This is a genomic window from Streptomyces coeruleorubidus (assembly GCF_028885415.1).
GTDB classification, from domain to species: domain Bacteria; phylum Actinomycetota; class Actinomycetes; order Streptomycetales; family Streptomycetaceae; genus Streptomyces; species Streptomyces coeruleorubidus_A.
Window position 1 is genome coordinate 6,383,023 of the sequence record NZ_CP118527.1, and the last position, 24,261, is coordinate 6,407,283.

Annotated in this window: 22 protein-coding genes; 17 read left to right on the top strand and 5 right to left on the bottom strand. The window is 67.9% G+C overall.

Translation table 11 applies throughout. The features are described 5' to 3' along the window. The first annotated feature begins 33 nt into the window (after positions 1–33). From PV963_RS29845 to PV963_RS29855, 3 genes are read left to right on the top strand one after another with little or no spacing between them, the layout of a single operon-like run. Positions 34–1,329, top strand: coding sequence for a DegT/DnrJ/EryC1/StrS family aminotransferase (locus PV963_RS29845; protein ID WP_274819093.1), 1,296 nt, complete (start codon positions 34–36; stop codon positions 1,327–1,329). After that, on the top strand, positions 1,326–2,168 hold the full coding sequence (locus PV963_RS29850) for a transketolase (RefSeq protein ID WP_274819095.1): 843 nt from the start codon (positions 1,326–1,328) through the stop codon (positions 2,166–2,168). The genes PV963_RS29845 and PV963_RS29850 overlap by 4 nt, the downstream gene beginning before the upstream one ends. After that, positions 2,165–3,133, top strand: a complete 969-nt coding sequence (locus PV963_RS29855) for a transketolase family protein (RefSeq protein WP_274819097.1) — start codon at positions 2,165–2,167, stop codon at positions 3,131–3,133. Before PV963_RS29850 ends, PV963_RS29855 begins: the two co-directional genes overlap by 4 nt. A gap of 152 nt (positions 3,134–3,285) precedes the next feature. Here the strand turns inward: PV963_RS29855 and PV963_RS29860 are convergent, their stop codons facing one another. Next, the gene (locus tag PV963_RS29860) at positions 3,286–4,530 is read right to left on the bottom strand and encodes an ATP-grasp domain-containing protein (protein ID WP_274822154.1); all 1,245 of its coding nucleotides are present in this window, start codon (positions 4,528–4,530) and stop codon (positions 3,286–3,288) included. Between the two features lie 227 nt (positions 4,531–4,757). Between PV963_RS29860 and PV963_RS29865 the strand changes: the two genes are divergently transcribed. Continuing rightward, a complete protein-coding gene (locus PV963_RS29865; protein WP_399163497.1) occupies positions 4,758–4,922 on the top strand; it encodes a lysine biosynthesis protein LysW in 165 nt (54 codons plus the stop codon). A gap of 538 nt (positions 4,923–5,460) precedes the next feature. Here the strand turns inward: PV963_RS29865 and PV963_RS29870 are convergent. Further along, on the bottom strand, positions 5,461–6,693 hold the full coding sequence (locus PV963_RS29870) for an ATP-grasp domain-containing protein (RefSeq protein ID WP_274819100.1): 1,233 nt from the start codon (positions 6,691–6,693) through the stop codon (positions 5,461–5,463). A gap of 381 nt (positions 6,694–7,074) precedes the next feature. Between PV963_RS29870 and PV963_RS29875 the strand changes: the two genes are divergently transcribed. From PV963_RS29875 to PV963_RS29900, 6 genes are all read left to right on the top strand, one after another. Further along, positions 7,075–8,340 carry an ATP-grasp domain-containing protein gene (locus PV963_RS29875; protein ID WP_274819101.1) on the top strand — a complete coding sequence of 422 codons (1,266 nt, stop codon included), beginning with the start codon at positions 7,075–7,077 and terminating at the stop codon, positions 8,338–8,340. Between the two features lie 160 nt (positions 8,341–8,500). Continuing rightward, positions 8,501–9,571 carry a fatty acid desaturase family protein gene (locus PV963_RS29880; protein WP_274819103.1) on the top strand — a complete coding sequence of 357 codons (1,071 nt, stop codon included), beginning with the start codon at positions 8,501–8,503 and terminating at the stop codon, positions 9,569–9,571. Further along, entirely contained in the window at positions 9,558–10,889 is a 1,332-nt protein-coding gene (locus tag PV963_RS29885) for an O-acetylhomoserine aminocarboxypropyltransferase/cysteine synthase family protein (RefSeq protein WP_274819105.1), read from the top strand. The genes PV963_RS29880 and PV963_RS29885 overlap by 14 nt, the downstream gene beginning before the upstream one ends. Beyond that, positions 10,886–11,611, top strand: a complete 726-nt coding sequence (locus PV963_RS29890) for a gamma-glutamyl-gamma-aminobutyrate hydrolase family protein (protein ID WP_274819106.1) — start codon at positions 10,886–10,888, stop codon at positions 11,609–11,611. The genes PV963_RS29885 and PV963_RS29890 overlap by 4 nt, the downstream gene beginning before the upstream one ends. An 18-nt stretch (positions 11,612–11,629) precedes the next feature. Next, entirely contained in the window at positions 11,630–12,799 is a 1,170-nt protein-coding gene (gene metX / locus PV963_RS29895) for a homoserine O-acetyltransferase MetX (protein WP_274819108.1), read from the top strand. Positions 12,800–12,878: 79 nt separating this feature from the next. Beyond that, positions 12,879–13,910, top strand: coding sequence for an aminotransferase class I/II-fold pyridoxal phosphate-dependent enzyme (locus PV963_RS29900; RefSeq protein WP_274822155.1), 1,032 nt, complete (start codon positions 12,879–12,881; stop codon positions 13,908–13,910). A 196-nt stretch (positions 13,911–14,106) separates the two neighbouring features. Here PV963_RS29900 and PV963_RS29905 read toward each other — a convergent pair whose 3' ends face one another. From PV963_RS29905 to PV963_RS29915, 3 genes are all read right to left on the bottom strand, one after another. Beyond that, a complete protein-coding gene (locus PV963_RS29905; RefSeq protein ID WP_274822156.1) occupies positions 14,107–14,346 on the bottom strand; it encodes an acyl carrier protein in 240 nt (79 codons plus the stop codon). Between the two features lie 65 nt (positions 14,347–14,411). Next, positions 14,412–15,302, bottom strand: coding sequence for a 3-oxoacyl-ACP synthase (locus PV963_RS29910; protein ID WP_274819110.1), 891 nt, complete (start codon positions 15,300–15,302; stop codon positions 14,412–14,414). Positions 15,303–15,351: 49 nt separating this feature from the next. Further along, positions 15,352–16,215: an alpha/beta hydrolase gene (locus PV963_RS29915; protein WP_274819112.1), complete on the bottom strand. Its 864-nt coding sequence runs from the start codon at positions 16,213–16,215 to the stop codon at positions 15,352–15,354. Between the two features lie 529 nt (positions 16,216–16,744). Between PV963_RS29915 and PV963_RS29920 the strand changes: the two genes are divergently transcribed. The 7 genes from PV963_RS29920 (at position 16,745) to PV963_RS29950 (ending at position 24,246) form a co-directional block, all read left to right on the top strand. Continuing rightward, on the top strand, positions 16,745–18,070 hold the full coding sequence (locus tag PV963_RS29920) for an MFS transporter (RefSeq protein WP_274819114.1): 1,326 nt from the start codon (positions 16,745–16,747) through the stop codon (positions 18,068–18,070). A gap of 104 nt (positions 18,071–18,174) precedes the next feature. Further along, complete coding sequence (locus PV963_RS29925; RefSeq protein ID WP_274819115.1) at positions 18,175–18,948, top strand: SDR family NAD(P)-dependent oxidoreductase; 774 nt, start codon at positions 18,175–18,177, stop codon at positions 18,946–18,948. A gap of 272 nt (positions 18,949–19,220) precedes the next feature. Next, positions 19,221–20,510 carry a hypothetical protein gene (locus PV963_RS29930; protein ID WP_274819117.1) on the top strand — a complete coding sequence of 430 codons (1,290 nt, stop codon included), beginning with the start codon at positions 19,221–19,223 and terminating at the stop codon, positions 20,508–20,510. A gap of 204 nt (positions 20,511–20,714) precedes the next feature. Beyond that, positions 20,715–20,852 (top strand): hypothetical protein, encoded by a 138-nt coding sequence (locus PV963_RS29935; protein ID WP_274819118.1) that lies wholly within the window; start codon positions 20,715–20,717, stop codon positions 20,850–20,852. An 8-nt stretch (positions 20,853–20,860) separates the two neighbouring features. Next, a complete protein-coding gene (locus PV963_RS29940; protein ID WP_274819119.1) occupies positions 20,861–22,012 on the top strand; it encodes an acyl-CoA dehydrogenase family protein in 1,152 nt (383 codons plus the stop codon). A 43-nt stretch (positions 22,013–22,055) separates the two neighbouring features. Further along, on the top strand, positions 22,056–23,087 hold the full coding sequence (locus tag PV963_RS29945; protein ID WP_274819121.1) for a saccharopine dehydrogenase: 1,032 nt from the start codon (positions 22,056–22,058) through the stop codon (positions 23,085–23,087). Then, positions 23,080–24,246 carry a saccharopine dehydrogenase family protein gene (locus PV963_RS29950; RefSeq protein WP_274819123.1) on the top strand — a complete coding sequence of 389 codons (1,167 nt, stop codon included), beginning with the start codon at positions 23,080–23,082 and terminating at the stop codon, positions 24,244–24,246. Before PV963_RS29945 ends, PV963_RS29950 begins: the two co-directional genes overlap by 8 nt. Positions 24,247–24,261: the final 15 nt, after the last annotated feature.

Below are 24,261 nucleotides of genomic sequence, written 5' to 3' on the forward strand. Positions count from 1 at the left end.
TCGACCACCGTGACCGGAGTGGAGTGGAGAGTGATGAGCAAGCTGGCAGCGTTCGGCGGTACGGCGACCGTACCGAGGGACCGGCGCCGTGTGCAGTGGCCGTTGGTCGAGGAGGAGGACCGCAAGGCCGTCCTCGACGCGCTCGACGGCGCAAGACTGGTGTCCGATACGGACGGTGTGAATCCGGTGTCCGTACTGGAGGAGAACTGGGCCCGGCGCTTCGGCTTCGAGCACTGCGTCGCGGTGTCCAACGGCACCGCGGCCCTGGCCCTCGCGCTGGCCGCGCTCGGCGTCGGACCGGGGGACGAGGTGATCGTGCCCGCGCTCAGCTTCATCGCCACCGGGCTCGCACCGGTGCACCAGATGGCCGTTCCCGTGTTCGCCGACATCGACCCGGTCACCTTCAACATCGATCCGGACGACGTGGAGCGCCGGATCACGGACCGGACCAAGGCGATCATCCCCGTGCACCTGCACGGCGCGCCCGCCGACATGGACCGGATCACCGAGATCGCGCGCAAGCACGGCATCGCGGTGATCGAGGACGCCGCACAGGCTCCCGGGGCGACCCACCGCGGGCGGCCGGTCGGCGGCATCGGCGACGCGGGTGCCTTCAGCCTCCAGGTCAGCAAGAACATTCCGACCTGTGGTGAAGGCGGCCTGCTGGTGACCCGCGACGCCGGGCTGGCCGAGGCGATGCGCAGGGGCCGGCAGTTCGGCGAGGTGATCGAGAGCGGTCGCGAGCGCGACTACGTGTCCTACGGTCTGGGCTGGAACTACAAGATGAACGCCCTCCAGGCCGCGTTCACCGACGCACAGCTCGCCCGGTTCGACGGGTACGAGCGCGCGCGGCAGCACAACGTCACCGAGTTCCTCGCGCGGCTCTCGCAGCTGCCCGGCCTGCAAGTGCCGACCGCGCTGCCGGACACCACCCACGCCTGGCACATCCTGCGGTTCCGGTTCGACCCGGCCGCGTTCGGTCTGGACGGGGTGCGACCGGAGGCTCTGCGCTCGGCTCTGCGGCGACTGCTGCGCGCCGAGGGCGTACCGATGTCGCAGTACCAGCTCATGCCGCTGCCCGACCAGAAGGTGTTCGTGGACCGCGTCGGCTTCGGCTCGGGCTACCCGTGGTCCGTGACCGGTGCGCCCGCAGCGGTCGCGGGCGAGGACTACCCGGTGACCCGCGCGGTCATCGCCGACTCCCTGACCATCCAGAAGCGCCACCTCCACCCGGGGGCGGGCGAACTGCTCGGCCTGTACGCGGACGCCTTCGAAAAGGTGTGGGCGAACAGGGACATGGTGGCCACGCTCGCGAAGGCGGCGTCATGACCGCCACCCAGGTCCTGGAGCGGGACACCCTGGACTCGGTCGCCGCACGCATCCGCTCGCACGTCGTCGACATGTGCGCGGGGCCCGAGGGCGGCCATCTCGGCGGCGCGTTCTCCTGTGCCGACGTGCTCGCCGCGCTGTACTTCTCGGTACTGAACGTGGACCCGCAGCGGCCGGACGACCCGGATCGCGACCGCTTCCTGCTCAGCAAGGGCCACGCCGCCGTCGGCCTCTACGCGACGCTGGCCGAACGGGGCTTCTTCCCGGTCGAGGAACTCACCGGATACGGACGCCCGGGCAGCAGGCTGATGGGCCACCCGGTGCGCGCGGTGCCCGGTGTGGAGATGCCGACCGGATCGCTCGGCCACGGACTCGCCCTGGGCTGCGGATTCGCGCTGGCCGCCCGGTACGCCGGCCGTGACGCGCGCAGCTTCGTACTGCTCGGCGACGGCGAGCTCCAGGAGGGCTCGGTGTGGGAGGCGGCCATCGCGGCCGCGTCGCTGCGCCTGGACCGGCTGGTGGCGGTGGTGGACCGCAACGGACTGCAGCTGACCGGCTCCACCGAGGGCATCGCACCGATGGAACCCCTGGCCGACCGCTGGCGCAGCTTCGGCTGGGCGGTCCGCGACGTGGACGGGCACGACCCGAGCCAACTGGCGGACCATCTCGGCGCCACGCCGTGGGAACCGGGCAAGCCGAGCGTGCTGATCGCCCGCACGGTCAAGGGCCAGGGGCTCCCGTTCCTCGCCGGCCGCAGTGCCAGCCACTACGTGACGCTGTCGCCGCGCAACCACGCACGGGCGGTCCGCGCCCTACGAGCCACGGAGGCCACCGGATGAGCCGCGCGACCCGGGAGGCGTACCGGGACAGCCTGCTTCCCCTGCTGAAGCAGCATCCCGAGCTGATGTGCCTGGACTCCGACACCGGTCTGTTCAACGCCGAGTACGCCGCGACGGCCGGCGACCAGTACCTCAACCTCGGTATCGCCGAGCACAACTTGATGGGCATGGCCGCCGGGATGGCCGCCTGCGGGCGGGTCCCGTTCGTCAACACGATGGCCGCCTTCGCCACCTCCCGGGCACTGGAAGCGATCAAGATCGACATCGCCTACAACCGGTTGCCGGTCCGCATCATGGCCACCCACGGCGGTCTCGCCGCGGGCCACCTCGGTCCGACGCACCAGGCGCTGGAAGACCTCGCCGTGATGCGGGTACTGCCCGGCATGACCGTGGTGGTGCCTGCCGACGCCGCCGCCACGGAAGCGTTCGTCGAGCAGAGCCTGAACCTGTCCGGACCGCTGTACGTCCGGCTCGGCCGCAAGCCGTCACCGCCGCTTCCCGCAGCCCCGCCACCGGTCATCGGGCAGGCACAGACGCTGCGGCAGGGCGGCGACGTGGTGCTCGCGAGCTGCGGTCCGTACCCGGTGCTCGCCTGCCTCGCCGCGGCGGACGTCCTCGCCGGGCAAGGCATCGAGGCCACCGTGCTGAACATGCACACCCTGCGGCCGTTCGACGCGGAGACGCTGGTGGCCGCGGCCCGGCCGGCCTCGCTCGTGGTGACGCTGGAAGAGCACTGGCGCAGCGGCGGCCTCGGCGGCGCGGTGACCGAGACCCTGGCGGAGGCGGCGCCCACCCGGGTGCTGCGGCTGGGCATGCCGGATCAGTTCGTCGACGAGGTGGGCAACCAGGAACATCTCGTCGCGCATTACGACCTCACCGCGGAGCGGGTCGTGAAGACGGTCCGTACCGCCCTCGACACGGCGGCCCGTTCCGGGCGCCCCGATCGGGAAGTCGTCACCACATAGCTGACGTCACGGGTCGGGCGATTGCCCGACCCGTACGTGCATGCCGAAACCACATCGAGCCTCTTTCATCCCCGCGGGAGTCGTTGTTCACGCGGGGATGAAAGAGGCTCACACGTCTCTGTCGATCGGATCACCTGGGGGCGGTGCCGGCGTCACGTCTGTGGTTGTGCCGTGATGCGGTAATCGAGCGTGCTGAGGACGGTCGCCACGCGGGCACGCAACTGGCTCACGGAATCGGCGGTGACCGTGAAACCGAGGAAGAAGTTCTCCTGCTCCAGGCTGCTGACCTGGTAGCCGTTGATGACGTCCGCGTTGACCACACCGGGTAGTTCACGCAAGTCGTCCTCGCCGGTGCTGATCTCGACGGTGCCGAGCTCGTCGGCCTCCACGTAGACCAGGCCGGTGATCGGCTGGTCGCCGACCGGGTCCACCTGGTCCGGTGGCATGGTGAATTCGCCCAGCGACATCGAGATGAACGCCTCGATCGGGTCGATCCCGCCGGGTTCGTGGATCGCCGGGAAATGCATGCCGCGACCAGGTCGTGGATTGATCTCCACGAGCTCCGTCCGGCCGTCCTCGGTGCTCCGGCCCTCGACGTGCAGCCAGAGCTGGTCGAGGCGGAGGTCGGCGCAGAGCGTGCTGATCGCCTCGCTCAGAGCACGCACACCGTCACGCACGTGGTCCTGCTGAGGCGGATGGAGATTGATCCCCGCGTCGTGGTGCCTGCTTTCGTCGAGGTCGGGCTTCTCGCCGGCCAGGACCGGATGGAAGCGGCCGGCGACGACGGGGCCGTCCACGGTGAACTCGGTGCCGGGCAGGTACTCCTCGACGATCAACCGGGTGTCGCCGAGGCCGAGTTCGGTCAGATAGCGCTCGTAGGCGAGGAGCTCGGCAGGCTCGTCCACCCGGCGAACCAGCCGCGACGCCCCGGACTGATCCGCGGGCTTGACGATGGCGGGGAAGAAGTCCACCTCCGCGGGATCCCCGGAGAAGCGCATGCCGGACAGCCCCAGGGTCCGCATGCGCTCTCGGACCAGCGTCTTGCTGAGCAGCACATTGCGGCCGGCGTCAGCACCCGGAAGACCGTAGTGCGTGGCTATGGCGATCTGCCAGGGCATCAACGCTTCGAGCATGTTGACGACAGCGATGGGGTCGATGCCACGGCGGTCGAGCCGGGTGGTCAGCGCGGGCAGGTTCTCGCTGTCCCAGTCCATCAGGACGTGGTCATCGCATGTGTCGCGGTTGCGGTCGTCAGGAAGATCGGAGATCAGTACCGGACGCAAACCGCGGGCTCGCAGCCGTGCGACAGCGGGGGCCACGCCGCCGGCATTCCATTTGGAGAGAATAAGTACGGATTTCAAGCCGCGACCTCCAGAACTGTATTTCAGGGCTTGCACCAAGAAAAATCCGGACCAGCTTCAAGGGTGACACCGACCAGGGGCGCGCGGGAGTAAGCGAGATGATCAGCCTCGGGAGAGAAAGGTCAGCGCAATGTGTCGCCGTGAATGAACTTGTCGCGGACCCGCATGACGTGGGCGCGGTCGTACCTTCCTATTCGACGCGCCCTCGATATGGCGGTCCGCTCCGGAACAACCGATTGAAAGGAAACCGTCACATGACCACCATGCAGGCCTGCCCGGAGTGCGAGGAGCAGGTACAGATCAGCGATTCGGTGCGACTCAACGAGATTCTGGAGTGCGTGGGCTGCCGAAGCGAACTGGAGATCATGGCGCTGAGCCCCACGGTGCTCGCCCTCGCGCCGGAGGTCGAGGAGGACTGGGGCGAGTAGTCGCACCGGGACGATCACGGCGAGAGCGCGACCCGCAACGTCGCGCTCGCCGCCACTCCAACTCGACACCTTCATGGCCGGCGGCGGCACCGTCGTCACGGACCTTCTGCTCGGTGACAACCACACGCGACGACCCAGCAGGACCCGGTCCTCCACGGGCAGGCTCTCAGAGCCGGCCCCTGCGGACCGGGTCCGCTTCCTCGTGGCGGCGATCATCCGTCGCGTCCCCGGCCCAGCTCACCGCCGGCTCCCGCTGACGTCACCAGAGCCCCCACATACCGCTGCGCGGCCATCACACGGATGACGAATCCCGTGGATGCCGCGCAGTCGCAGCTGTTTCCTCCGCAGACTCCCAGGGCCTGTCGTCAAATTCCCGTCGTCCGCCCGAAGGGCGGGCCCGGCGGTGTCTGGTGCGTGCGATCGCAAGGCGCCGCCGGGCAGGCGGGAATTCGACGACACCCCGGGGTGTCCGCAATGTCAGGGCAGCCGCCCCCTTTTCGGGCCCCGGCCGCGTGCTGGTGGCAGCCCCGGACACCCCCTAGCGGGAGCTGCCGTCGTAGAGATAGTCCCGTTCGATCTCCCGCAGCTTCTGATAGTCGGCGCGAATCTGCGCCGGATCCTCGGAGATGAGGAACACGTATCCCGGCTGAGTGGCGACATCGATCGTCCGGGAAAGCGACTGCCCTTCCGCATGCCGCATGACGGTGAAGACGTGCGACGGCAATGCGCGGATGGCGGCCATCGCCTCGTGGGACGGGATGACGCCGTGCTCCCTCGGATTGACGAGATGCACGAAACGATGGTGCTGCAGCAACTGGTACGCGGTGGTGGGCAGCCGGTCGAACTCGTCCGGCTGCGCCACCGACAGAGCGAGGAGCTCCACCTGGTTGGTGCCGAAGCAGCGGTTGTTGATCTCCAGGACCTGGCCACCGCCCATGCGTGCGGCACTCTCGACGAGCACCGGTCCCCTTGAGGTCAGCATGACCTCGGTGTGAGCGGCCGCGTTGTGCACCTCCAGGGCGTCGAGCACCTGGTGGGTGTAGGCCTCCAGCTCTTTGGCGACCGGATCGTCAGGTGACAGCGGCTCGTTGTAGTCGTAGATGATGTTGCCGCCGGGGAGCCTGATCTTGAAGTACCGCCAGACCTCGACGGTGTGGTGTCTGCCGTCACGGCTGACGGTGTTGACGAAGTACTCGTCCCCTTCCAGGAACTCCTGCGCGAGCACCGTCGTGTTCGGCATTCCATGACGGTCGGTACTGGTCATGATTCTCTCGTGGACAGCGCGAACCTGTTCCGGGGACGAACATGCCACCACGTTGTCCGTGCTGGAGCTGGCGACCGGTTTCAGGATGACCGGATAGCCCACAGTCTCCTCGACCCACGCGATGATCTCGTCGGCGTCGGTGGAGACCATGCCCGCCGCGTGTGCCAGGCCGGCGTCGCGCAAGGCCAGGGCCATCTCGTACTTGTTGCGACGGGCAGTCGGCCGGCTCATCCCGTTGCCGGGCGTTCCGAGTTCGGCGGAGAGCTGGTCGGCCAGTTCGACACCCGCCTCCTGGCCGGCGATCACATGGGTGACCCCGTGCTTGCGCAGTACGGACGCCGTGGCCGTGACGTCGCCGAAATGACGGAAATCGTCGAGGAAACCCTCGGGGGCGGATGACAGGAGGACGTCGGGGTTGGGCGACCGGACATGCACGCACTCAATGTCGTACTGGGCCAGTACGGCCGGCAGGAGACTCCCTGTCGAGTAGGCGTCGACAATCGCCACCCGCTTCGTTCGCGTAACCAGGTCTGTTGACATCGTCAGTCACTTCCCTTCTGAGTTGGGCTGGTCTCTAAGAGGTGGAGCCGACGTCGCAGAAGGACATAACCGAACCTCCGCAGTAAAAATGCAACCTACGAAGCAGCCCGCACCCCGCGCGTCCGCGACAAGTTCATCCACCACGACGCACCCGACTGACATCACCCCCGCCCGACTACGCACATCGATTACTCGAGCCGAACCCCACCCGTGCCACCCTCGAAACCTGACGTCCGGTTCCGGCTGCGCCCTCCCCGCCGGACACTGGTCGCTTTCGCGTACCCGTACCGCGAATTCGCCAATGAATCGATCACCACTGCCGAACACCACACCCCGGGAGGCCGCGGCTTGAAATCCGTACTCATCTTCTCCAAACAGCACTTCGGCAACGTGTCCCTTGCCGCCGAACACGTGCGAGCCCACGGCCTGCGTTCGGTGCTGGTCTCCGAGCTACCTGACAATCGCCACCGCGACACATGCGACGACCATGTCGTGTTCGACTGGTACAGCGAGGACCTGCCCGCGCTCACAGCCCGGCTCGAACAGCGGGGCATCGCCCCCGTCGCCGTCGTCAACATGCTCGAATCATTGACGCCCTGGCAGATAGCCCTGGCCACGCACTACGACATCCCGGGTGCCGAAGAGGGTCGCCGTGTGCTGCTCAGCAAGGTGCTGGTCCGAGAGCGCATGAAGGCCCTGGGACTGTCCGGCATCCGCTTCTCCGGCGATCCGGCAACGGTGGACTTCTTCCCCTCCATCGTCAAACCCTCAACGGATTCCGGCGCCTCGTATCTGGTCAGCCGCGTGGACAGCCCGGACGAGCTTCTCGCCTACCGGCGCCGCCTGGACGAAGCCGGCTTCGCCGACACGGAGTTGATCGTCGAGGAGTATCTGCCCGGTATCGAGTTCTCCGTGGACGGTCCCGTCGTCGACGGCCGTTTCCATCCGATCCTGGCGGTCGAGAAGCCCGAGCACGACCACGTCAGGCACCACGATGCGGGACTCGAGTTCCATCCGCCCGAGCAGGACTGCGTGCGCGAGGGTGTGCGCCTCCTGTGCGAGCAGGTCAACACGCTCTGCGCCGAGCTCCGCCTCGACCAGTTCTGGCTGCACTTCGAGGGCCGGTCCACCGAGCACGGCCGGACGGAGCTCATCGAGATCAATACGCGCCCCGGCGGCGGCATGATCCCCGCCGCGGTCCGCGAGATCAGCGGGATCGACCCGATCGGCGCCTATGTCTCCATGGCACTGGGTGAATTCACGCTGGATGAGCCGATTCCGTTCCGCGACCGGCCGATCGTCGGCTGGATCGACATGGAAGGCGACGAGCTCGGCACGGTCGAGGTCAGCACCACGGAGGATGACCTGCGCGCACTGCCCGGCGTAATCGGCGCGCAGATCACCAACGGCTACCGGATCACCGACTTGGAGCGGGAGAACTTCTTCCTCCGCTTCGCGGTCACCGCCGATTCCGTGAGTCAGTTGCGGGACCGTGTGGAGACCGTCCGGAACAAGGTCGATTACCGCATCACAGCGGATCCGGATGCCCCGCTCGCGCAGCCGGACCGGGAAGTAAGCGAAATCCACAGCGACAGCCGGCAAAAGTCAACGTGATGCGTCCCCGTCTCTGCGCTTGTCGCGGAGGTGCGCCGTGCCGGCGTGCCCGTAGTGTCCCTCCGACGCGGCACACGGATTGTGCGCACGGCACGCGTGGCCGCTCTTATGAACTCCGAACAGGAAAAAACCGCCAACGAGGTGGAGGAAAGGAGGGCGAGTGAGCACTGACACGACGAACTGGGCGTACACCGGTCGGCGATACACCATGTATCGCTTCCCGGCGGACGTGGCACGCGACCTGAAGGCGTTGAACACACCTGACAATTGGCATGCACTGCTGGCGTGGTTCGAGGACCTGGTGTGGATGGCCGGCTGTGTGCTGCTGTGCGTCTACGGCTCGTACTGGTTCTATCCCTTGGCAGTCCTCGTCATCGGTGCCAGGCAGCGCGGTCTGTCCACGATTCTTCATGACTGCGCGCACGGGGTGGGCATATCGAACCGCAAGCTGCAGATGGCCGTCGGTACCGTGCTGACCGCATACCCGATCTTTCAGCAGCACTACGCGTACAAGGTGTCGCACGTATACACGCACCACCCGCGCCTCGGCAGCCCTGACCTCGATCCCGACCTTCGGTTCTTCATCGAGCAGGGGGCCTACGAGAAGGCCCCGGCACCGACGTACATACGGCGGGTGGTGCTCATGCCGCTGCTCGGCTCGCAGACGTGGGCCTATGTCCGCTATCTCATCCGCAATCGCTACAGGGTGCTCACAGGGGCGGCGGAGAAGTCGTCCGCCCCCGCGAATCCTGTGCAACGGCAAAAGCGGATACTCGACGGGCTCGGCTTCTGGGCATTCTGGGCGACGGTCGCGGGAATGTCCTGGTACGGAGACTGGTCCATCGAACTGCTGCTGTTCTGGATCATCCCCTACCTGACCAGCTTTCAGATCCTGGGTTGGTACATCGAGTTGTCGGAGCACACCCCTCTGGTGCGGGACTCCTCGGTGGACCTCTACATGACACGCAATCGCAAGAGTCGCCTCTGGGAGCGACTGCTCACCGGGATCCACAACGACCACTACCACCTGGAACACCACCTCGACCCGCGCACGCCCTTCTACAAGCTGCCCCAGGCACGCGAGATACGGATGCGCGACCCCAAGTACGCAGAGGTGGACGCCCAGTTCGGCGGATTGTGGCACCGCGGTCCCCAGGGGCAGCCCAGCGCGATCACCGCGATAGTCCGCTCCATGGTCCGAGACGAGGAGGACAACGGTGTCCCGGCATGAGGTACCCGCACAGCCCAAAGCATTCCGTGCCGCGGAGACGGCGGCCATCCACGGCGGATACGAATGGCGGCTCGGCATCACACCGCCGGTCGTCACGCCGATCTACCAGACCTCCGCGTACGAACTGCCCAGCACGGCCGACGCGGCCGGGATATTCGACCTGCAGCAGGACGGACATGCCTACACACGGCTGAACAACCCCACGTGCGATGTGCTCGAAGAGCGCATGGCCGCGGTGGACGGGGCCGCGGCCGGGCTCGCCGTCGCCTCCGGGCAGGCGGCGATCTCCATCGCGCTGCTCAATCTGTGTCAGGCCGGCGACAACATCGTCAGCTCCAACGAGCTGTACGGCGGTACGTGGAACCTGCTCGCCAACACCTTCAAGCGGTTCGGGATCGAGACCCGGTTCGTCAGTCCCTCCGATCCGAAGAACTTCGCCGCCGCCACGGACGAACGCACCCGCTGCTACTTCGGCGAGACCCTGCCCAACCCGCGGCTGAGCGTCTTCCCCATCGAGGCCGTCGCCGAACTGGGCGAGCAGGCGGGCGTGCCGCTGGTCCTCGACAACACGATGGTCCCGTACGTGTGCCGGCCCATACGACACGGCGCCCACATCCTGGTCTACTCCGCCACCAAGTACATCGGGGGCCACGGATCGACCCTCGGCGGGCTCGTCCTCGATTCCGGCCGCTTCGACTGGGAGGCGCACGCGGGCCGTCACCCGCTGCTCACGGAACCGGACGCGGCACATGGCGGGGTGGTGTGGACCCGTACCGGAAAGGAGCTGGACAGTCCGCTCGGCCGGAGCAGCTATCTGCTCAAGGCCCGCGAGACCCTGCTGCGTGACCTGGGTCCCTGTCTCAGCCCCTTCAACGCCTGGCTGTTGCTCCAGGGCCTGGAGACCCTCCACCTGCGTATGCGTGCCCACGGCGAGAACGCGACCGCGGTGGCCGACTTCCTCAAGACCCACCCCAAGGTCGGGTCGGTGCGCCATCCCAGCCTCGCCACCGGCGAGGAAGCCGAGCTCGCCGCACGCTACTTCGGGGGGAACGGCGGGCCCCTCGTGCAGTTCGAGGTGACCGGCGGACGTGAAGCCGGCTGCAGGTTCATCGAGTCCCTCCGGCTGATCTCGCACGTGACCAACGTCGGTGACGTGCGCTCACTGGCCACCCACCCGGCCTCCACCACGCACGCCCAGCTTCCCGAGCAGGAGCAGCTCGCTGCCGGGGTCACCCAGGGGTCCATACGGCTGGCCGTAGGCATCGAGCACATCGACGATCTGCTGGCCGACCTCAGCCAGGCGTTGGACGGCTCATGACCCGTCCGCTCGTCGCTCTCGCATGCTCGACCGAAACATGGGACGAGGTGCGTCATGACGCGGTACGTCACGCATACGTCGCCGCGCTGGAGGAGGTGGCCGAGTGCACCGTCTCCCTCATCCCGGGGGCCGGCCACACCTTCGCCGCCCAGCTGGACCGCTTCGACGGCCTGGTGTTCGGCGGCCATGAGACGAACGTCGCCCCGGAACGCTACGCGGCGCCGGACGGGCCCGGTCCGTTCGATCCCGATCGCGACGCGCTCGCGCTCGCGGTGATCCCGGCGGCCATCGAGGCCGGTCTCCCGCTCCTCGGCATCTGCCGAGGGCTGCAGGAGCTGAACGTCGCCTACGGCGGCACCCTCCGCGTCCTGGACCCACCGGCTCATCGCGAAGACCTTTCACTCCCGCGGGACCAGCAGTACCTGCCCGCACACGGGATACGGATCAGCCCGGGCGGAACGCTGCACGAGCTGACCGGCCGCATCGGTTCGGCACGGGTGAACTCCCTCCACGGCCAGGCCGTCGACCGTCTGGGGCGGGGGCTGCGGCTCGAGGCCGAAGCCCCCGACGGCGTCGTCGAAGCGGTGTCCGTCGCCGATGGCCAGGCCTTCGGGCTCGCGGTGCAGTGGCATCCCGAGTGGTACGCCACCACGGACTGGTTGTCCAGGAAGATCTTCCGCGCTTTCGGTGACGCTGCCCGGAAACACGCGGCGGGCCGCTGACTTCTGGAGGACAAGAACTTGAACGCGTTTCCCGTCATTGAAGACCACAGGACTGTCACCTCCGGCCTTCCCGCGTCTCTCAGCCGTCACCTGAAGATCGCCACTCTCTTCACTCCGGAACATCCGCTCGTTCTGGAGTCGGGCCGTTCGCTCTCCCGCGTGCAGGTCGCCTACGAGGAGTACGGGACCCCTGCACGCCACCACGACAACACGGTGTTCGTCTGCCATGCCCTCACCGGGGACTCGCACCCGGCACGGCACGACCCGGACGACCTGCCCGGGTGGTGGGACGTGATGGTCGGTCCGGGCCGTCCGATCGACACCGACACCTTCCACGTCGTGAGCGCCAACGTCCTGGGCGGCTGCGCGGGAACGACGGGCCCGCTGTCTTCGGGGGAGACCGGCCGCCCGCTGGGTCCCGACTTTCCCGAGGTCACGGTCTCGGACATGGTCACCGTGCACCGGGCGCTCCTCGCTCATCTCGGCATCGATCGCCTGCACTCGGTGGTCGGCGGCTCGATGGGCGGCATGCAGGCGTTGGAGTGGCTCCTGCGCCACCCCGGTGACGCGGGGCGATTTGTTCTCATCGGCACGGCGGCCTGTCTCACCACCGACGGCCTGGCGGCCCACGCGGTCGGCAGAGCGGCGATCCGCTCCGACCCGCGTTTCGACGGCGGTCGTTACGTGGACGACCTCATCGGGGCGGGTCCACGGGACGGCCTGGGTATCGCGCGGATGGTCGCCCATCTCACCTACATGTCTCCCGAATCGCTGGAGACCAAGTTCGGGCGAGCCGTCCAGCCCGGCCGCGAACCCACCGGTCCGGCCCACGGTCGCTATGCCATCGAGCGCTACCTCGAACACCAGGCTCGCAAGTTCGTGAACCGCTTCGATGCCAACAGCTATCTCCATCTGACGACCGCGATGGACCGGTTCAACGCCTTCGACCGGCCGCACGCCCTCACACCGGACAACGACCCGGCAGTCCACGTGTTCAGCTTTGCTTCGGACCGGCTCTTCGGCCACTCAGTCACCAGTGAGCTCCTGGCGCAGTTGACAGCCACCGGACTGACGACGGTCACCCACCACCGGGACAGCACCTCGCCCGCCGGCCACGACGCATTTCTGCTCAACGTCCCCGGATACCTGCGCGAGATGAGCACCCTTTTCGCGCCGTCGGTCGTGTGACGCCGTCGCCCCAAGCAATTCGATCCATCATCCGCAACGTCTGTAGGGACATGCCTTGATTGACAACGCGCCGACAGTAGTGGACGCACAGGGCGGGGACTTGAGGAGTCTCCCTGACCGGGAGTATCTGGACCTGGGAACCTGCGTGAACCGCTACGGCCCTCCTCCTGCCGTGGAAGCCGCTTTGCGTTCCATCAAGCCGGAACATCTCCTCGCGCACCCCTACGGCTGTGAGGAGAGCTTCACCGAAGCCTATGCGGATTTCATGGGAGCGTCGCCGGACCGGTTGATACCCGGACGTGGGATCACCGAGTTCATCCGCGTCCTCGCACAGCTCCTTCCGACGGAGCAGGTCGCCGTCATCACGCCCGACTACACCGACACCATTCGTTGGTTCCCCACGCATCTCGACCCCCCGCCGGGAACCGTGGAAACGCCCCGGTCACGCCTGGACCGCGTCGACTCGGCGATGCGCACGCACCCGTACGTCATGCTGTCCAACCCGAACAATCCACTGGGTTTCTACCTGCACCGAGACGACCTGGTGGACATCTGCCGCGCCAACCCGGACTCGGTTCTCATCGTCGACGAGGCGTACATCGAGTTCCTGCCCGAGCACGCCGAACTCTCGATGACGCAGAGCGGCCTGTCGAACGTGGTGGTGCTGCGCTCCCCGAACAAGTTCTTCGGCATCGCCGGCACGCGTACCGGGGCGCTGTGGACGTTGAACTCCGACATCTTCCGACAGGTGGCCGAGCGCAAGCTCAACTGGACGCTCTCCCACGTCGACACCGTGCTGGCGACGGCCGCCCTGGCCGAAACCGAGTGGGCCGAGCGCACCCGGTCCGCGCTGCTGAGGAACGCCGTCGGCCTGGAGGAGATCATCGGCGACCGGTTCCCCGGCCTGGTGCGCGGTGTCCCCGTCCACTACCGCTTCATCGCCACCGACGACCCCGTCGAAGATCACCGTTTCTTCCTCGACCACGGTGTGGCCGTGCGGGCCCTCGACGGGAGGCAGCCGGGGCGGGTCTCCGGTCTGCGCGTGACGGCACCCACCGCCGCGGAGCTGGCGAATCTCAAGGACTCCCTGACCCAGCTGGAGCATGTGTGACCGGGCCGAGGCCCGGTTCTTCCCCGACGAGGTCGTGCGGCTGATCCACGGCTTCGAACCCGACAGGCGGTCCCCGGTGAGAGGGGGCCGCCTTCGTCGGTCCGCGGTCAGGACCGTCTCGGGTCGCGTGTACGTGGAGACGCGGGAGAGCCGGGGGCATCGCCGCCCCCGGCTCTCCCGGAACTGTGCTCGGACCTCACCCCACGGTCGACCTGCGCTCGTCGATCAGCGTGGCGATGTCCGCAACGCGTGAACCGCCGACCAGGTCGGCCATCTCCACGTTGACCGAGGTCTCTTCGAGGATGCGGAACTGCAGGGCGACTGCCTGCAGCGAGCCGGCGCCGAGCTCGCGCAGCGTCCGCATGTCGACGTCTTCGGACTCGGGCAGCTGCAGGACCTCCCGGACCATGGTCCGCAGCCCCGGCAGCGTGCTCATTTTCTGCACTTCGGCAACTCCTTCATGGATTCGCAACGACCTGATCTGTCGGTAAAGCTGTTCAGTCACGCGGAGTCGGCACGCAGCAGGATGCACACCCGCAGCCCGGAGACACTGGACGCCAGCAGATAGAGCCCGCCCGCCCGGATGGTGCCGGCGGAGGACCGGTCGACGAGGTTGATCAGCGGGTCCGCGGCAAAGCAGTGTCCGACCCTGGCGATGTTCGACGTGTCCAACTGGGATGGAACAAAACCGGCCTGCACTTCCTTCATCGTCACGATGGGGAGAAAGATGTTGTTGTGCAGCAGGCCGTCGATCGCCTCGATGCCGATGCCGGCCTCGGCGAACAGTCGCTGGTTGGCGATTCTGGTCAGATCGGCGCTGATCTCGTTGCCCCGGCCGAGCGCGGCCGGATCCTGAGCGGACGCGTCGGCGACCCATTCGTAGGATTCCGGAGCGCCGTCCGACCGCCGCGTGACCAGGCAACTGGCCGCACCGTCGCTGAACAGTGCGAAGTCGGAGAGCCGCTCGGATTCGGCGGCCACCCGGTCCGCTGTGATCACCAGCACGGTCCGATGGCGGCCCGCGGCAACCATCGTGGCGGCGGTTTGCAGCCCGGTGAGCATGGTCGCGCACCGGTTCAGCGTGATCCCGGTAACCGGAACAGCCCCGAGCTCCAGCCCACGAAGGACCGACCCGATCAGCTCACCGTGCGCCGTGATGTCGGCGGGAAAGGCGGTGGAGCACAGCACGAGCGCGTCGACCTCGCCCGGCTCGACGCCTGCCGCGCGCAAGGTGCGGCGGCCGGTTCGTACGGCGAGAGCGGCCGTGTCGAGTGCCGTACGGTGAACCGCACCCCACCCCCACAGCCGGGCGTCGGGCATCATCTGCCGCTGGTCGACGAAATCGGCGAATCCCTCGATCTCGGTGTGGTCGATCGAGGTCTCGCCGAGCACGTACCTGGGCGCGCGCAGAACCACACCGGTGGTTTCGTCCGGTTTCATGTCACCCCAGTCGCCGGCGCAGGAAGTCGGCGATCACGTCGAACGCGTCCCTGGCGGTGTCCAGCACGGACGCCAAGGCCAGAAAGCCGTGCGGCAGGCTCGTGTACGGGTGGTACTCCACCGGCACACCCGCGCGCTTGAGCGCGTCCGCGTAGGCTTCGCCCTCGTCGTACAGCGGGCAGTACTCGGCCGTCATCATCAGCGCCGCGGGAAGTCCACTGTGGTCGGCCGCGTTGAGCGGCGAGGCGTAAGGGGATTCGCCGTCGGCGGGATCGGCGAGGTAATGGTCCCAGAACCAGGCGGACGAGTAAGCGTTGAAGAACATCGGATCGGTGTTGTCGCGCATGGACTTCGTGTCCGCGCCGCTGCTGCGGGTGGGCGGGTAGACAAGCACCTGGGCGGAGATCGACGGTCCGTCGTCGTCCCGGGCCATCAGGGCGAGTGCCGCAGCCAGGTTGCCGCCCGAACTGTCGCCCGCCAGGCCGATGCGCCCGCCGTCGGCGCCGAGTTCGGCCGCATGCTCCGCCACCCATTTCACGGCGGCGTAGCAGTCGTCGATGGCTGCCGGGAACGGGTGCTCGGGTGCCAGCCGGTAGCCCACGGAGACGATCACGCAGGGAACCTTGGCGGACAGCGTGCGGCAGATGGCGTCCGATGTGTCCAGGGAGCCGACGACCCAACCGCCGCCGAAGAAATACACCAGCACGGGAAGCGGCCCGTCGCTCTGCGGGCGGTACACCCTGAGCGTCAGTTGGCCGGCCGGACCCGGGATGTCCAGATCGAAAACCTCTTCAGGTTGTTTGATCCAGTCCCAGTTCGTGGCTTCGGTTTCCGCGTCCGCTTTCCGGGCCTGGTCCACCGACATCGTGTAAAGCGGTGTGAAACCGGTTGCGACACGATAGTCCCTGACTCCCGCAACGGTTGGATGAAGCGGCATTCAAACTCTCCCAGTTCTTCGGTACCAACGCTGCACGGCATTTCATTTGGAGAAACCTCCGGACCAGCATCCAGAGTGGCATGGCCGGGGGCGGCGCCGGGGTAAGCGAGATGCTTAGTCGCAGGAGAGGGAAGTCAACGCGATGTGTCCCCGTGAATGAACTTGTCGCGGACGCACCTGACGTCGGTGCGGTCGTAGCGTCCTTTTTGACGCGGCAGACGGGGTGCGTAATTCTCATCTCCGATGAGCCGACAGAGCTTCGTGCTGACGTGGAGGGGAAATCCCCGCTCTCGGCGAGTTCGTCGGGTGGAAACGCAAGATAAGGAGCCACGTTGTCCAACAATGTCGTACCCACCAGCCAACGGTCCTCGGCGGTCGTGCGGAGCGCCGATGCCGAAGCGATCGCCCCCGGTGGACAGCCGGCCGCGGCGCTCCACCTGCGCACCGAGTCAGTCGCGTGAACACCGCGGCGTCGGACCGGTCGGGCGTCGACAAGCCGCGATTCCGTGAAACTCTGCGCGGCCTGCCCCGCCGGGTCTGGATCATCAGCCTGGGAAGCCTGATCCTCCAGGTCGGCAACTTCCTGCCCGTGTTCATCGTGCTCTACCTGACCCAGCGCGGCCATTCCGCCGGGGCCGCGGGGCTCGTGCTGGGCGCGTCCGGTCTGGGCAGTGTGCTCGGCCACGTCATCGGTGGCTACCTCACCGACACCATCGGCCGGCGATCGGCCATCCTGCTGTCCGTCGTGACCACTTCCGGCCTGACAGCGCTCGTGCCGTTCGTCGAACCGCTGCCGGTCATCGTCATCGTGGTCGGTCTCATCGGCGTGATGTCGCAGATCCACCGGCCGGCCATGGCCGCGGTGCTGGTCGACTCCGTGGCGCCCGAGCAACGGCTCGCCGCCTTCGGGGTGCTCCGGTTCGCGCAGAACATCGGCGCCGCCCTGGGCGGTGTCCTCGGCGGCATCCTGGCCAGCCACTCCTATGTGGAGCTGTTCCTCCTGGAGGCCGCGGCGCTCCTGCTGTTCGGCGTGATCGTGGCGGTGCTGCTGCGGGACGGGACCCGGCCGCGGTCCGACGAGGACGAGGCCGACCCGCAGGAGGACCGGACGGTGGGGTACCGCCAGGCCCTCACCGACCGCACCCTGGTGCGGTTCCTGCTGATGACCGTGTTCGGGATGTTCGTCTACATCCAGACCACCGTCGGCCTGCCCCTGCACGTCAACGACACGGGTCTGGACGAGCAGGACTTCGGTCTCCTCATGGGGCTCAACGGTCTGCTGGTGGTGCTGCTGGAGCTGCCCCTCATCAGCTTGGTCTCCCGGTACCGGCCGGAGTACGTACTGGCCGCCGGCAACCTGTTCACCTGCGTCGGTCTCACGCTGACGGGGTTCGCGACCAACATGGGCATGCTGGCGGTGACGGTGATGATCTGGACGTTCGGCGAGATGGTGTACTCCTCCATCGTCCAGGCCCACCTGGTGAATCTGACTCCGCCGGGGATGGTCGGGCGTTATCAGGGGCTGTACGGCGCCGCATACACGGCCGGCACGGGCGCCGGACCGGTCATCGGCGGTGCCGTGTACGCGTACGCCCCTTGGGTGCTGTGGACCATGACCGGCGTGCTGGGGCTGCTGAGCGTCCAGCTCAGTCTGCGGCTGCGCCCCTCGGCCCTCGCGGCCAAGGAAGCGAGTCCCTCGGCCAAGGAAGCGAGTTCCTCGGCGAAGGAAGCGAGCCCCTCGACGAAGGAAGCGAGTTCCTCGGCCGAGGAAGCGACTTCCTGACCCGCTTCCGGCCGCATGAAGCCGGCACATCCGCGCGAATCCACGACGTCACGTTGCGTCGTTTCCGTCTCCCCCATGGTCCGAAATGAACAAGGAGAGAACTAGTGAGTGACTTCGAAGGACTCGTTGCGATCGTCACCGGCGGTGCGCAGGGAATCGGTCTGGCCACGGCGAAACTGCTGCGCAGCAGGGGAGCCGAGGTTGCCGTACTCGACCTCAAGCCGGACGGACTCCCGGACGACATCATGGGCATCCAGGCCGACGTCGGCGACGACGCCCAGGTCAGTTCCGCCGTGGACGCCGTGGTCGAGCGGTTCGGCCGGCTGGACGTGGTGGTGAACAACGCCGGTATCCCCGCGGTCGGGGACGTCGCCGCGAACAGCGACGACGAGTGGCTGAACGTCCTGAACGTCAACGTGGTCGGGATGGTCAGGGTCGCCCGGCACGCGTTGCCTCATCTGCGGCGCTCGCCCGCCGCGGCGATCGTCAACACGTGCTCGATCGTGGCGTGGGCCGGACACCAGATGCGGGCGCTGTATTCCACCAGCAAGGGCGCGGTGTACTCACTGACGCTGGCCATGGCGGCGGACCACGCCCGCGAGGGCATCCGGGTCAACTGCGTCGCCCCCGGCACGACGGACACCCCGTGGGTCGAGAAGCAGCTCCAGGGAACGGCCGATCCGGCGGCCGCGCGGGAAGCGATGAACGCGTTCCTGACGCCGGGTCGTCTGGTGACCGCCGATGAGGTGGCCGGCGCGATCGCCTACCTGGCGAGCCCGTTGTCGAGCGCTTCCGTGGGCATGATGCTCGCCGTGGACGGGGGCCAGCACAGCCTGCGGCTGCGGCCGCAGGACCAGCAGCACCTCATCGGCCGCTGACCGCGTTCCGCCCAGGAGACCGACTGCCCCCATCGAGGCCGAGCAGGTGATCGACCACCTGCTCGGCCTCGGTGCTGTTTCCGCCGGCAAGGACGCACCGCGTTGACTTTCCCCGCCGCGACTGCGCATCTCGCTTAGCCGATCCGAGTCCTGCCCGTGCCACTCTTGACTTCGGGATTTCGGAAAGGGAAAGAGGGGAGCTGCGGAATATGCCACGCGACCACGCACTGACCGAGAGGTATCTGGAGAAGATAGGACGCGTCCTGGGTCCGGTGTACGACAGCGAGTTCACTCGCATTTTCACCACGGGGTCGTACGCACCCCGGCCGATGTTCCTCTCCGCGGAAGAGGTCCGGCAACTGACCCGGGACCTGGACGTGCTGCGTGGTGCGCTCTATCGCCTCCCGCATCTTCTGTTCGACGGCGATATCGCCGCGTTCGCCAGGGCGAACGGCATGGAAAAGGCACAGATATGCGCCATCGAGCGCTCCTCCGCCGCCGTGCCCAGCACTCTGACCGGCATGGGACGGGCGGATCTCTACGCCGACGAATCGGGTTTCCGCCTCATGGAATTCAACATGGGGAGCACGATCGGATGGGACAGCGGAGACATCTGCCGTGGAATCCTGGCGGACCCCGAGTTCAGCCGATTCGCCGCGGAGGAAGGACTCCAGTACGTCGACACCGCGGCGGAGCAGGTCCGCACGATCCGGCACGAGATGGGACTGGCGCCCGACGCCCGCCCCGTCATCGCGCTCACCGAATGGCCCTCGAACTTCCCGGAGATGGGGGCGTATCTGAGCGCTCTCGTGAATCTGTGGAAAGAGCACGGCCTGGAGGCGTACCAGTGCCACATCGGGCAGCTCGAGAGGCGGGACGGCAGGCTGTGGCTGGAGGACCGACCGATCGACATCGTCTACCGACAATTCATGTTGGAGGACCTGCTCGACGACAATGCCGACGCATTGCTGGAGCCCTTGCTCGGAGCGCTCGAAGACGGTGAGGTACGCATGTTCACCTCACTGGAGTCGGAACTGTACGGCAGCAAGGCGTCGTTGGCGATGCTCTCCGACCGCACGCACCGGCACCTGTTCTCGGACGAGGAACTGGACGTCATCGACCGCCTGCTTCCCTGGACTTCCTCGGTGACATCCGGACGTGTGATTCTGGAGGACGGTACCGAAGGTTCGCTGCTGGACCATGCCGTGGCCCATCAGCAGGAACTCATCCTCAAGCCCGCTCTGCTGCACGGCGGGCAGGGTGTGGTTCCAGGCTGGTCGTCGAAAGTCACCCCGGAGGAATGGCGCCGGCTGCTGCTCGAAGCCATGGACGGCCCTTACGTGCTGCAGAAGCGAATCCACGCCATTCCCGAGCTCTTTCCGGATCCGGACGGGGGCGTCCGGCCCTGGATCGTCACCTGGGGAGTGATCATGATGGCCTCCGGATTCGGGGGACTGATGAACCGTTGTGCCCCTGCCGACGGGGGCATCGAGGTGCTCAACCTCTTCCTCGGCGCGCTCATCGGGTCTGGATTCCATGTCGGCCCGAGTCCGCGTACCTGACTCTCCGACGGTTTTCCCGGAATTCCCCGACGGATGCCCGGCATAGGCGGTGCGCCCGGGCCGGTAAGCGACATGCGCAGTCGCGGGCGATCGCGGTAACCGCCATGCGTCCCGGTGGATGAACTTGTCGCGGACGCTCATCACACCGGGTGCCCGTAGCGTCCTTTCAGCGCGGCAGACCGACCTCCGAAAGGAGGCCGCCACATGGCCACACCGCAGATCCGGACCCGTCCGGAGCGTGCGGACGAACCGGAGGTCACGGCGCCCGGGCCGGCGGCGCTCGCCCTCACGCGCGAGGCGAAGAACAGTGCGAGCCGGTCGCCGAGCCGGCCATCTGAGTGAGGATCACGATGAGTTTCTCCCAAGTGTTCGATCCCGGCGTCCTGGCCCTGCCGCTGTTCGACGACGCACACCGCACCCTCGCCGACGAGATCGGGCAGTGGTGCGCAGACCGGGCCGAGGCATGGGCGAACCTGGACACCACCGATCCGGCCACCACCGCCCGGGCCCTGCTCGCCGAACTGGGCCGGTCGGGCTGGCTGCGCCACCTCGACCCCGACCAGCCCGACTCCGACGTCCGGTCCCTGTGCCTCAGGCGCCAGGCCCTGGCGTACCACGAGGACCTGGCCGACTTCAGCTACTCGATCCAGGAGCTCACCGCCGCCGCGATCACCCGCCACGGCACCGACCGGCAGCGCCGCCGCCACCTGCCCGGCCTGGCCGCCGGGACCAGCGCGGGGGCGCTGGCCCTCTCCGAGCCCGGAGCGGGCTCCGACCTGGCCGCCGTGGTGCTCGAAGCGACCCCCGACGGGGACGGATTCGTCCTCAACGGAACCAAGACGTGGATCGCGCAAGGCGACATCGCCGACGTGTGTGTCGTCCTGGCCCGCACCGGAGACGGACCTGGCCCGCTGGGCCTGACCGCCTTCCTCGTCGATTGCGGCACCCCCGGCTTCAAAGCCGAGCCCATCGGCGCGATCGCGCCCCGCTCGTGGGCCGAATTGACGTTCACGGACGTCCGCGTGGGTTCCGATGCCGTGCTCGGCGAACGCGGCCAGGGCCTCGTGGTCGCTCTCGACGTACTCGAACGCGCTCGTGCGACCGTGGCCGCCGCCGCGATCGGCTTCGCCAGGCGCGGCTTCCGGCTCGCACTCGACCATGCCCGTACCCGCAAGGCCTACGGAGGCCGGCTCACAGACCTCCAACTCGTCAGGTCCTCGCTCGCGGGCATGGACGTCAAACTCTCGGCCGCCTCACTGCTGACCGCCCGCGCCGCCTGGGCGATGGACGCCGGCCTCGACCACGCCAAGCACTCCTCGACCGCCAAGCTCTACGCCACCGAGGCCGCCGGCGAGATCGTCGACAGCGCCGTCCAGATCTTCGGCGCCGCCGGGCTCGTCTCCGGCAGCGCGACGGAGCGGCTCTACCGCCAGATCCGTTCCCTGCGCATCTATGAGGGGTCGTCCGAAGTGATCGAGATGACGATCGCTGACGCCCTGTGAAAGACCACGACCCTCCCTCCAAGCTCGACAAGGGAAGACACCCATGACGCCCCCTCACCTGTGGCTGCGCGCCGAGACCCACCCCGGCGAGCAACGCACCCCACTGACCCCTGCCGATACCGCCACGCTCGTCAAGCAGGGCGCCCAGGTGACCGTCGAGCACTCCGCCGCACGCTGCTACCCGATCGCCGACTACCTCGACGCCGGCGCCCGGCCCGTCCCCGCCCACTCCTGGACCGACGCGCCCGCCGACGCCCACGTCCTCGGACTCAAGGCCCTCCCCGAGGACACCACCCCTGTAGGCGGCCGCCACCTGTACTTCGCGCACGCCTACAAAGGGCAGCGAGGTGCTCGGGAACTCCTGGCCCGCTTCGCGACCGGGGGCGGCGAGATCCTCGACCTGGAATACCTCACCGACGCCCGCGAACGACGCCTCGCCGCCTTCGGCCGCTGGGCCGGCTACGTCGGCGCCGCGCTGGCGGTCCGGCACTGGACCGGCGACCTCGACCGCCCACTGCGACCGACCACCAAGGACGTGCTCGACACTTTCCTCGGCCCGCTGACGCGGCTGCCGCGCGTGCTCGTCATCGGTGCCCGTGGACGCTGTGGCCGCGGCGCCCGCGCCGCTCTCGAACACGCCGGCATCGAGGCGACCCTGTGGGACCTGGCCGAGACCGCCGACCTCGACCGTGAGGCGATCACCGACCACGACATCCTCGTCAACGCCGTCCAGCTCACCGAACCCGGCGAGCCCTTCCTCGCCCCCGAGCACCTGCGAGCCGACCGCCGCCTCTCGCTCATCGTCGACGTCACCTGCGACGTCGGCGGCCCCACCCATCTGCTGCCGGTCTACGACCGCCTCACCAGCTGGGACGAGCCGGTCCGTGCCGTCGCCGACGGGCTCGCGGTCATCGCCATCGACAACCTTCCCTCCCTGCTGCCGCGCGAAGCCAGCGACGACTTCTCCGCCCAACTGGCCCCGCATCTGACGCGGTTGCCCGACGGCGACTGCTGGGAGCGCAGCCGCCGAGCCTTTCACACAGCCCTGAGCGAGACGGATCTCCATGATGTCTGACCTTCCCGTCCGACCCACCGGGACCGTCCACTGGGTCGGCACCGGTCTGTCGACCGGCCGCACCGGACTCGACCTTCTCGGCGAAGAAGCCGACGTCGTCCTGTGGGGCCGCACGCGTGAACGAGCCCGCGCCCGCCTTGAGACGCTCGCCCCACAAGCCCCCGTGCAGACACGCGGCCTTGACCGCGACGACCTCGCCACCGCGCTGCGGCCCGGGGACGTTCTCGTCTCCATGCTCCCGGCCGGCCACCACCTCGACCTGCTGCGCACCGCCATCGACGCCGGCGCCCACTTCGCCTGCACCAGCTACACCTCACCCGAGATCGAGGAACTGTCGAAACAGGCGACGGCGCAGCGCCTGGTGGTCCTCACCGAAGCCGGACTCGACCCCGGCATCGACCACCTCATGACCCACCTGCTTCTCGCCCGGGCGCGCGATGCGGTCGGTGACCGCGCCGATCGCGTCTCGCTGTCCTCCTACTGCGGGGGCATCCCCGCCGAACCGAACGAGTTCCGCTACCAGTTCAGCTGGGCCCCGCTGGGAGTGCTGACCGCCCTCACCGCCCCCGCCCGGTACGTGCGTGACGGCCGGGTGCGCGAAGTCGAGCGGCCCTGGGAGGACACCGAGGAGCTCGTGCTCGGCAGTGAGGTCTTCGAGGTCTATCCCAACCGCGACAGCGTCGGCTTCATCGACCAGTACGGCTTCCCCGAAGGCTGGCAAACCGACGCCTTCGTCCGCGGCACTCTGCGTCCACAGGGGTGGAGGGCGGCGTGGAAGAGCGTGTTCGACACCGTCGCCTCCGGCGATCACGCCCGCCTCGCCGCCCTCGCCGACGAACTGGCCGAGCGGTACCCGACCACCGACACCGACCGCGACCGTGTCGTCCTCACCGTCGGCCTGGAGGTCGAACGCGACGGCCGGCACTGGTCCGGCCGCTACCGGCTCGATGTGACCGGCGACGACACCGACACCGCGATGGCCCGCTGCGTCTCGACCACCGCCGCCTCCGGCGTCGAACGCGTCCTTGCCGCGTCCTTGCCGCCCGGCCTGCATCGGGCCACCGCCGACACCGAGGAGGCGAGCCACTGGCTCGACCGGCTCGCCCGAGCCGGCCTGCCCTGCACTCTCCAGTCAACCGACCAGGAACGACAGCACTGATCCCGGCCTGCGACC

Coding starts and splice junctions, on each gene's coding strand:
- PV963_RS29845 (WP_274819093.1), top strand. CDS start 34: ATGAGCAAGCTGGCAGCGTTCGGCGGTACGGCGACCGTACCGAGGGAC.
- PV963_RS29850 (WP_274819095.1), top strand. CDS start 1,326: ATGACCGCCACCCAGGTCCTGGAGCGGGACACCCTGGACTCGGTCGCC.
- PV963_RS29855 (WP_274819097.1), top strand. CDS start 2,165: ATGAGCCGCGCGACCCGGGAGGCGTACCGGGACAGCCTGCTTCCCCTG.
- PV963_RS29865 (WP_399163497.1), top strand. CDS start 4,758: ATGCAGGCCTGCCCGGAGTGCGAGGAGCAGGTACAGATCAGCGATTCG.
- PV963_RS29890 (WP_274819106.1), top strand. CDS start 10,886: ATGACCCGTCCGCTCGTCGCTCTCGCATGCTCGACCGAAACATGGGAC.
- PV963_RS29905 (WP_274822156.1), bottom strand. CDS start 14,346: ATGAGCACGCTGCCGGGGCTGCGGACCATGGTCCGGGAGGTCCTGCAG.
- PV963_RS29915 (WP_274819112.1), bottom strand. CDS start 16,215: ATGTCGGTGGACCAGGCCCGGAAAGCGGACGCGGAAACCGAAGCCACG.
- PV963_RS29935 (WP_274819118.1), top strand. CDS start 20,715: ATGGCCACACCGCAGATCCGGACCCGTCCGGAGCGTGCGGACGAACCG.
- PV963_RS29940 (WP_274819119.1), top strand. CDS start 20,861: ATGAGTTTCTCCCAAGTGTTCGATCCCGGCGTCCTGGCCCTGCCGCTG.
- PV963_RS29945 (WP_274819121.1), top strand. CDS start 22,056: ATGACGCCCCCTCACCTGTGGCTGCGCGCCGAGACCCACCCCGGCGAG.
- PV963_RS29950 (WP_274819123.1), top strand. CDS start 23,080: ATGTCTGACCTTCCCGTCCGACCCACCGGGACCGTCCACTGGGTCGGC.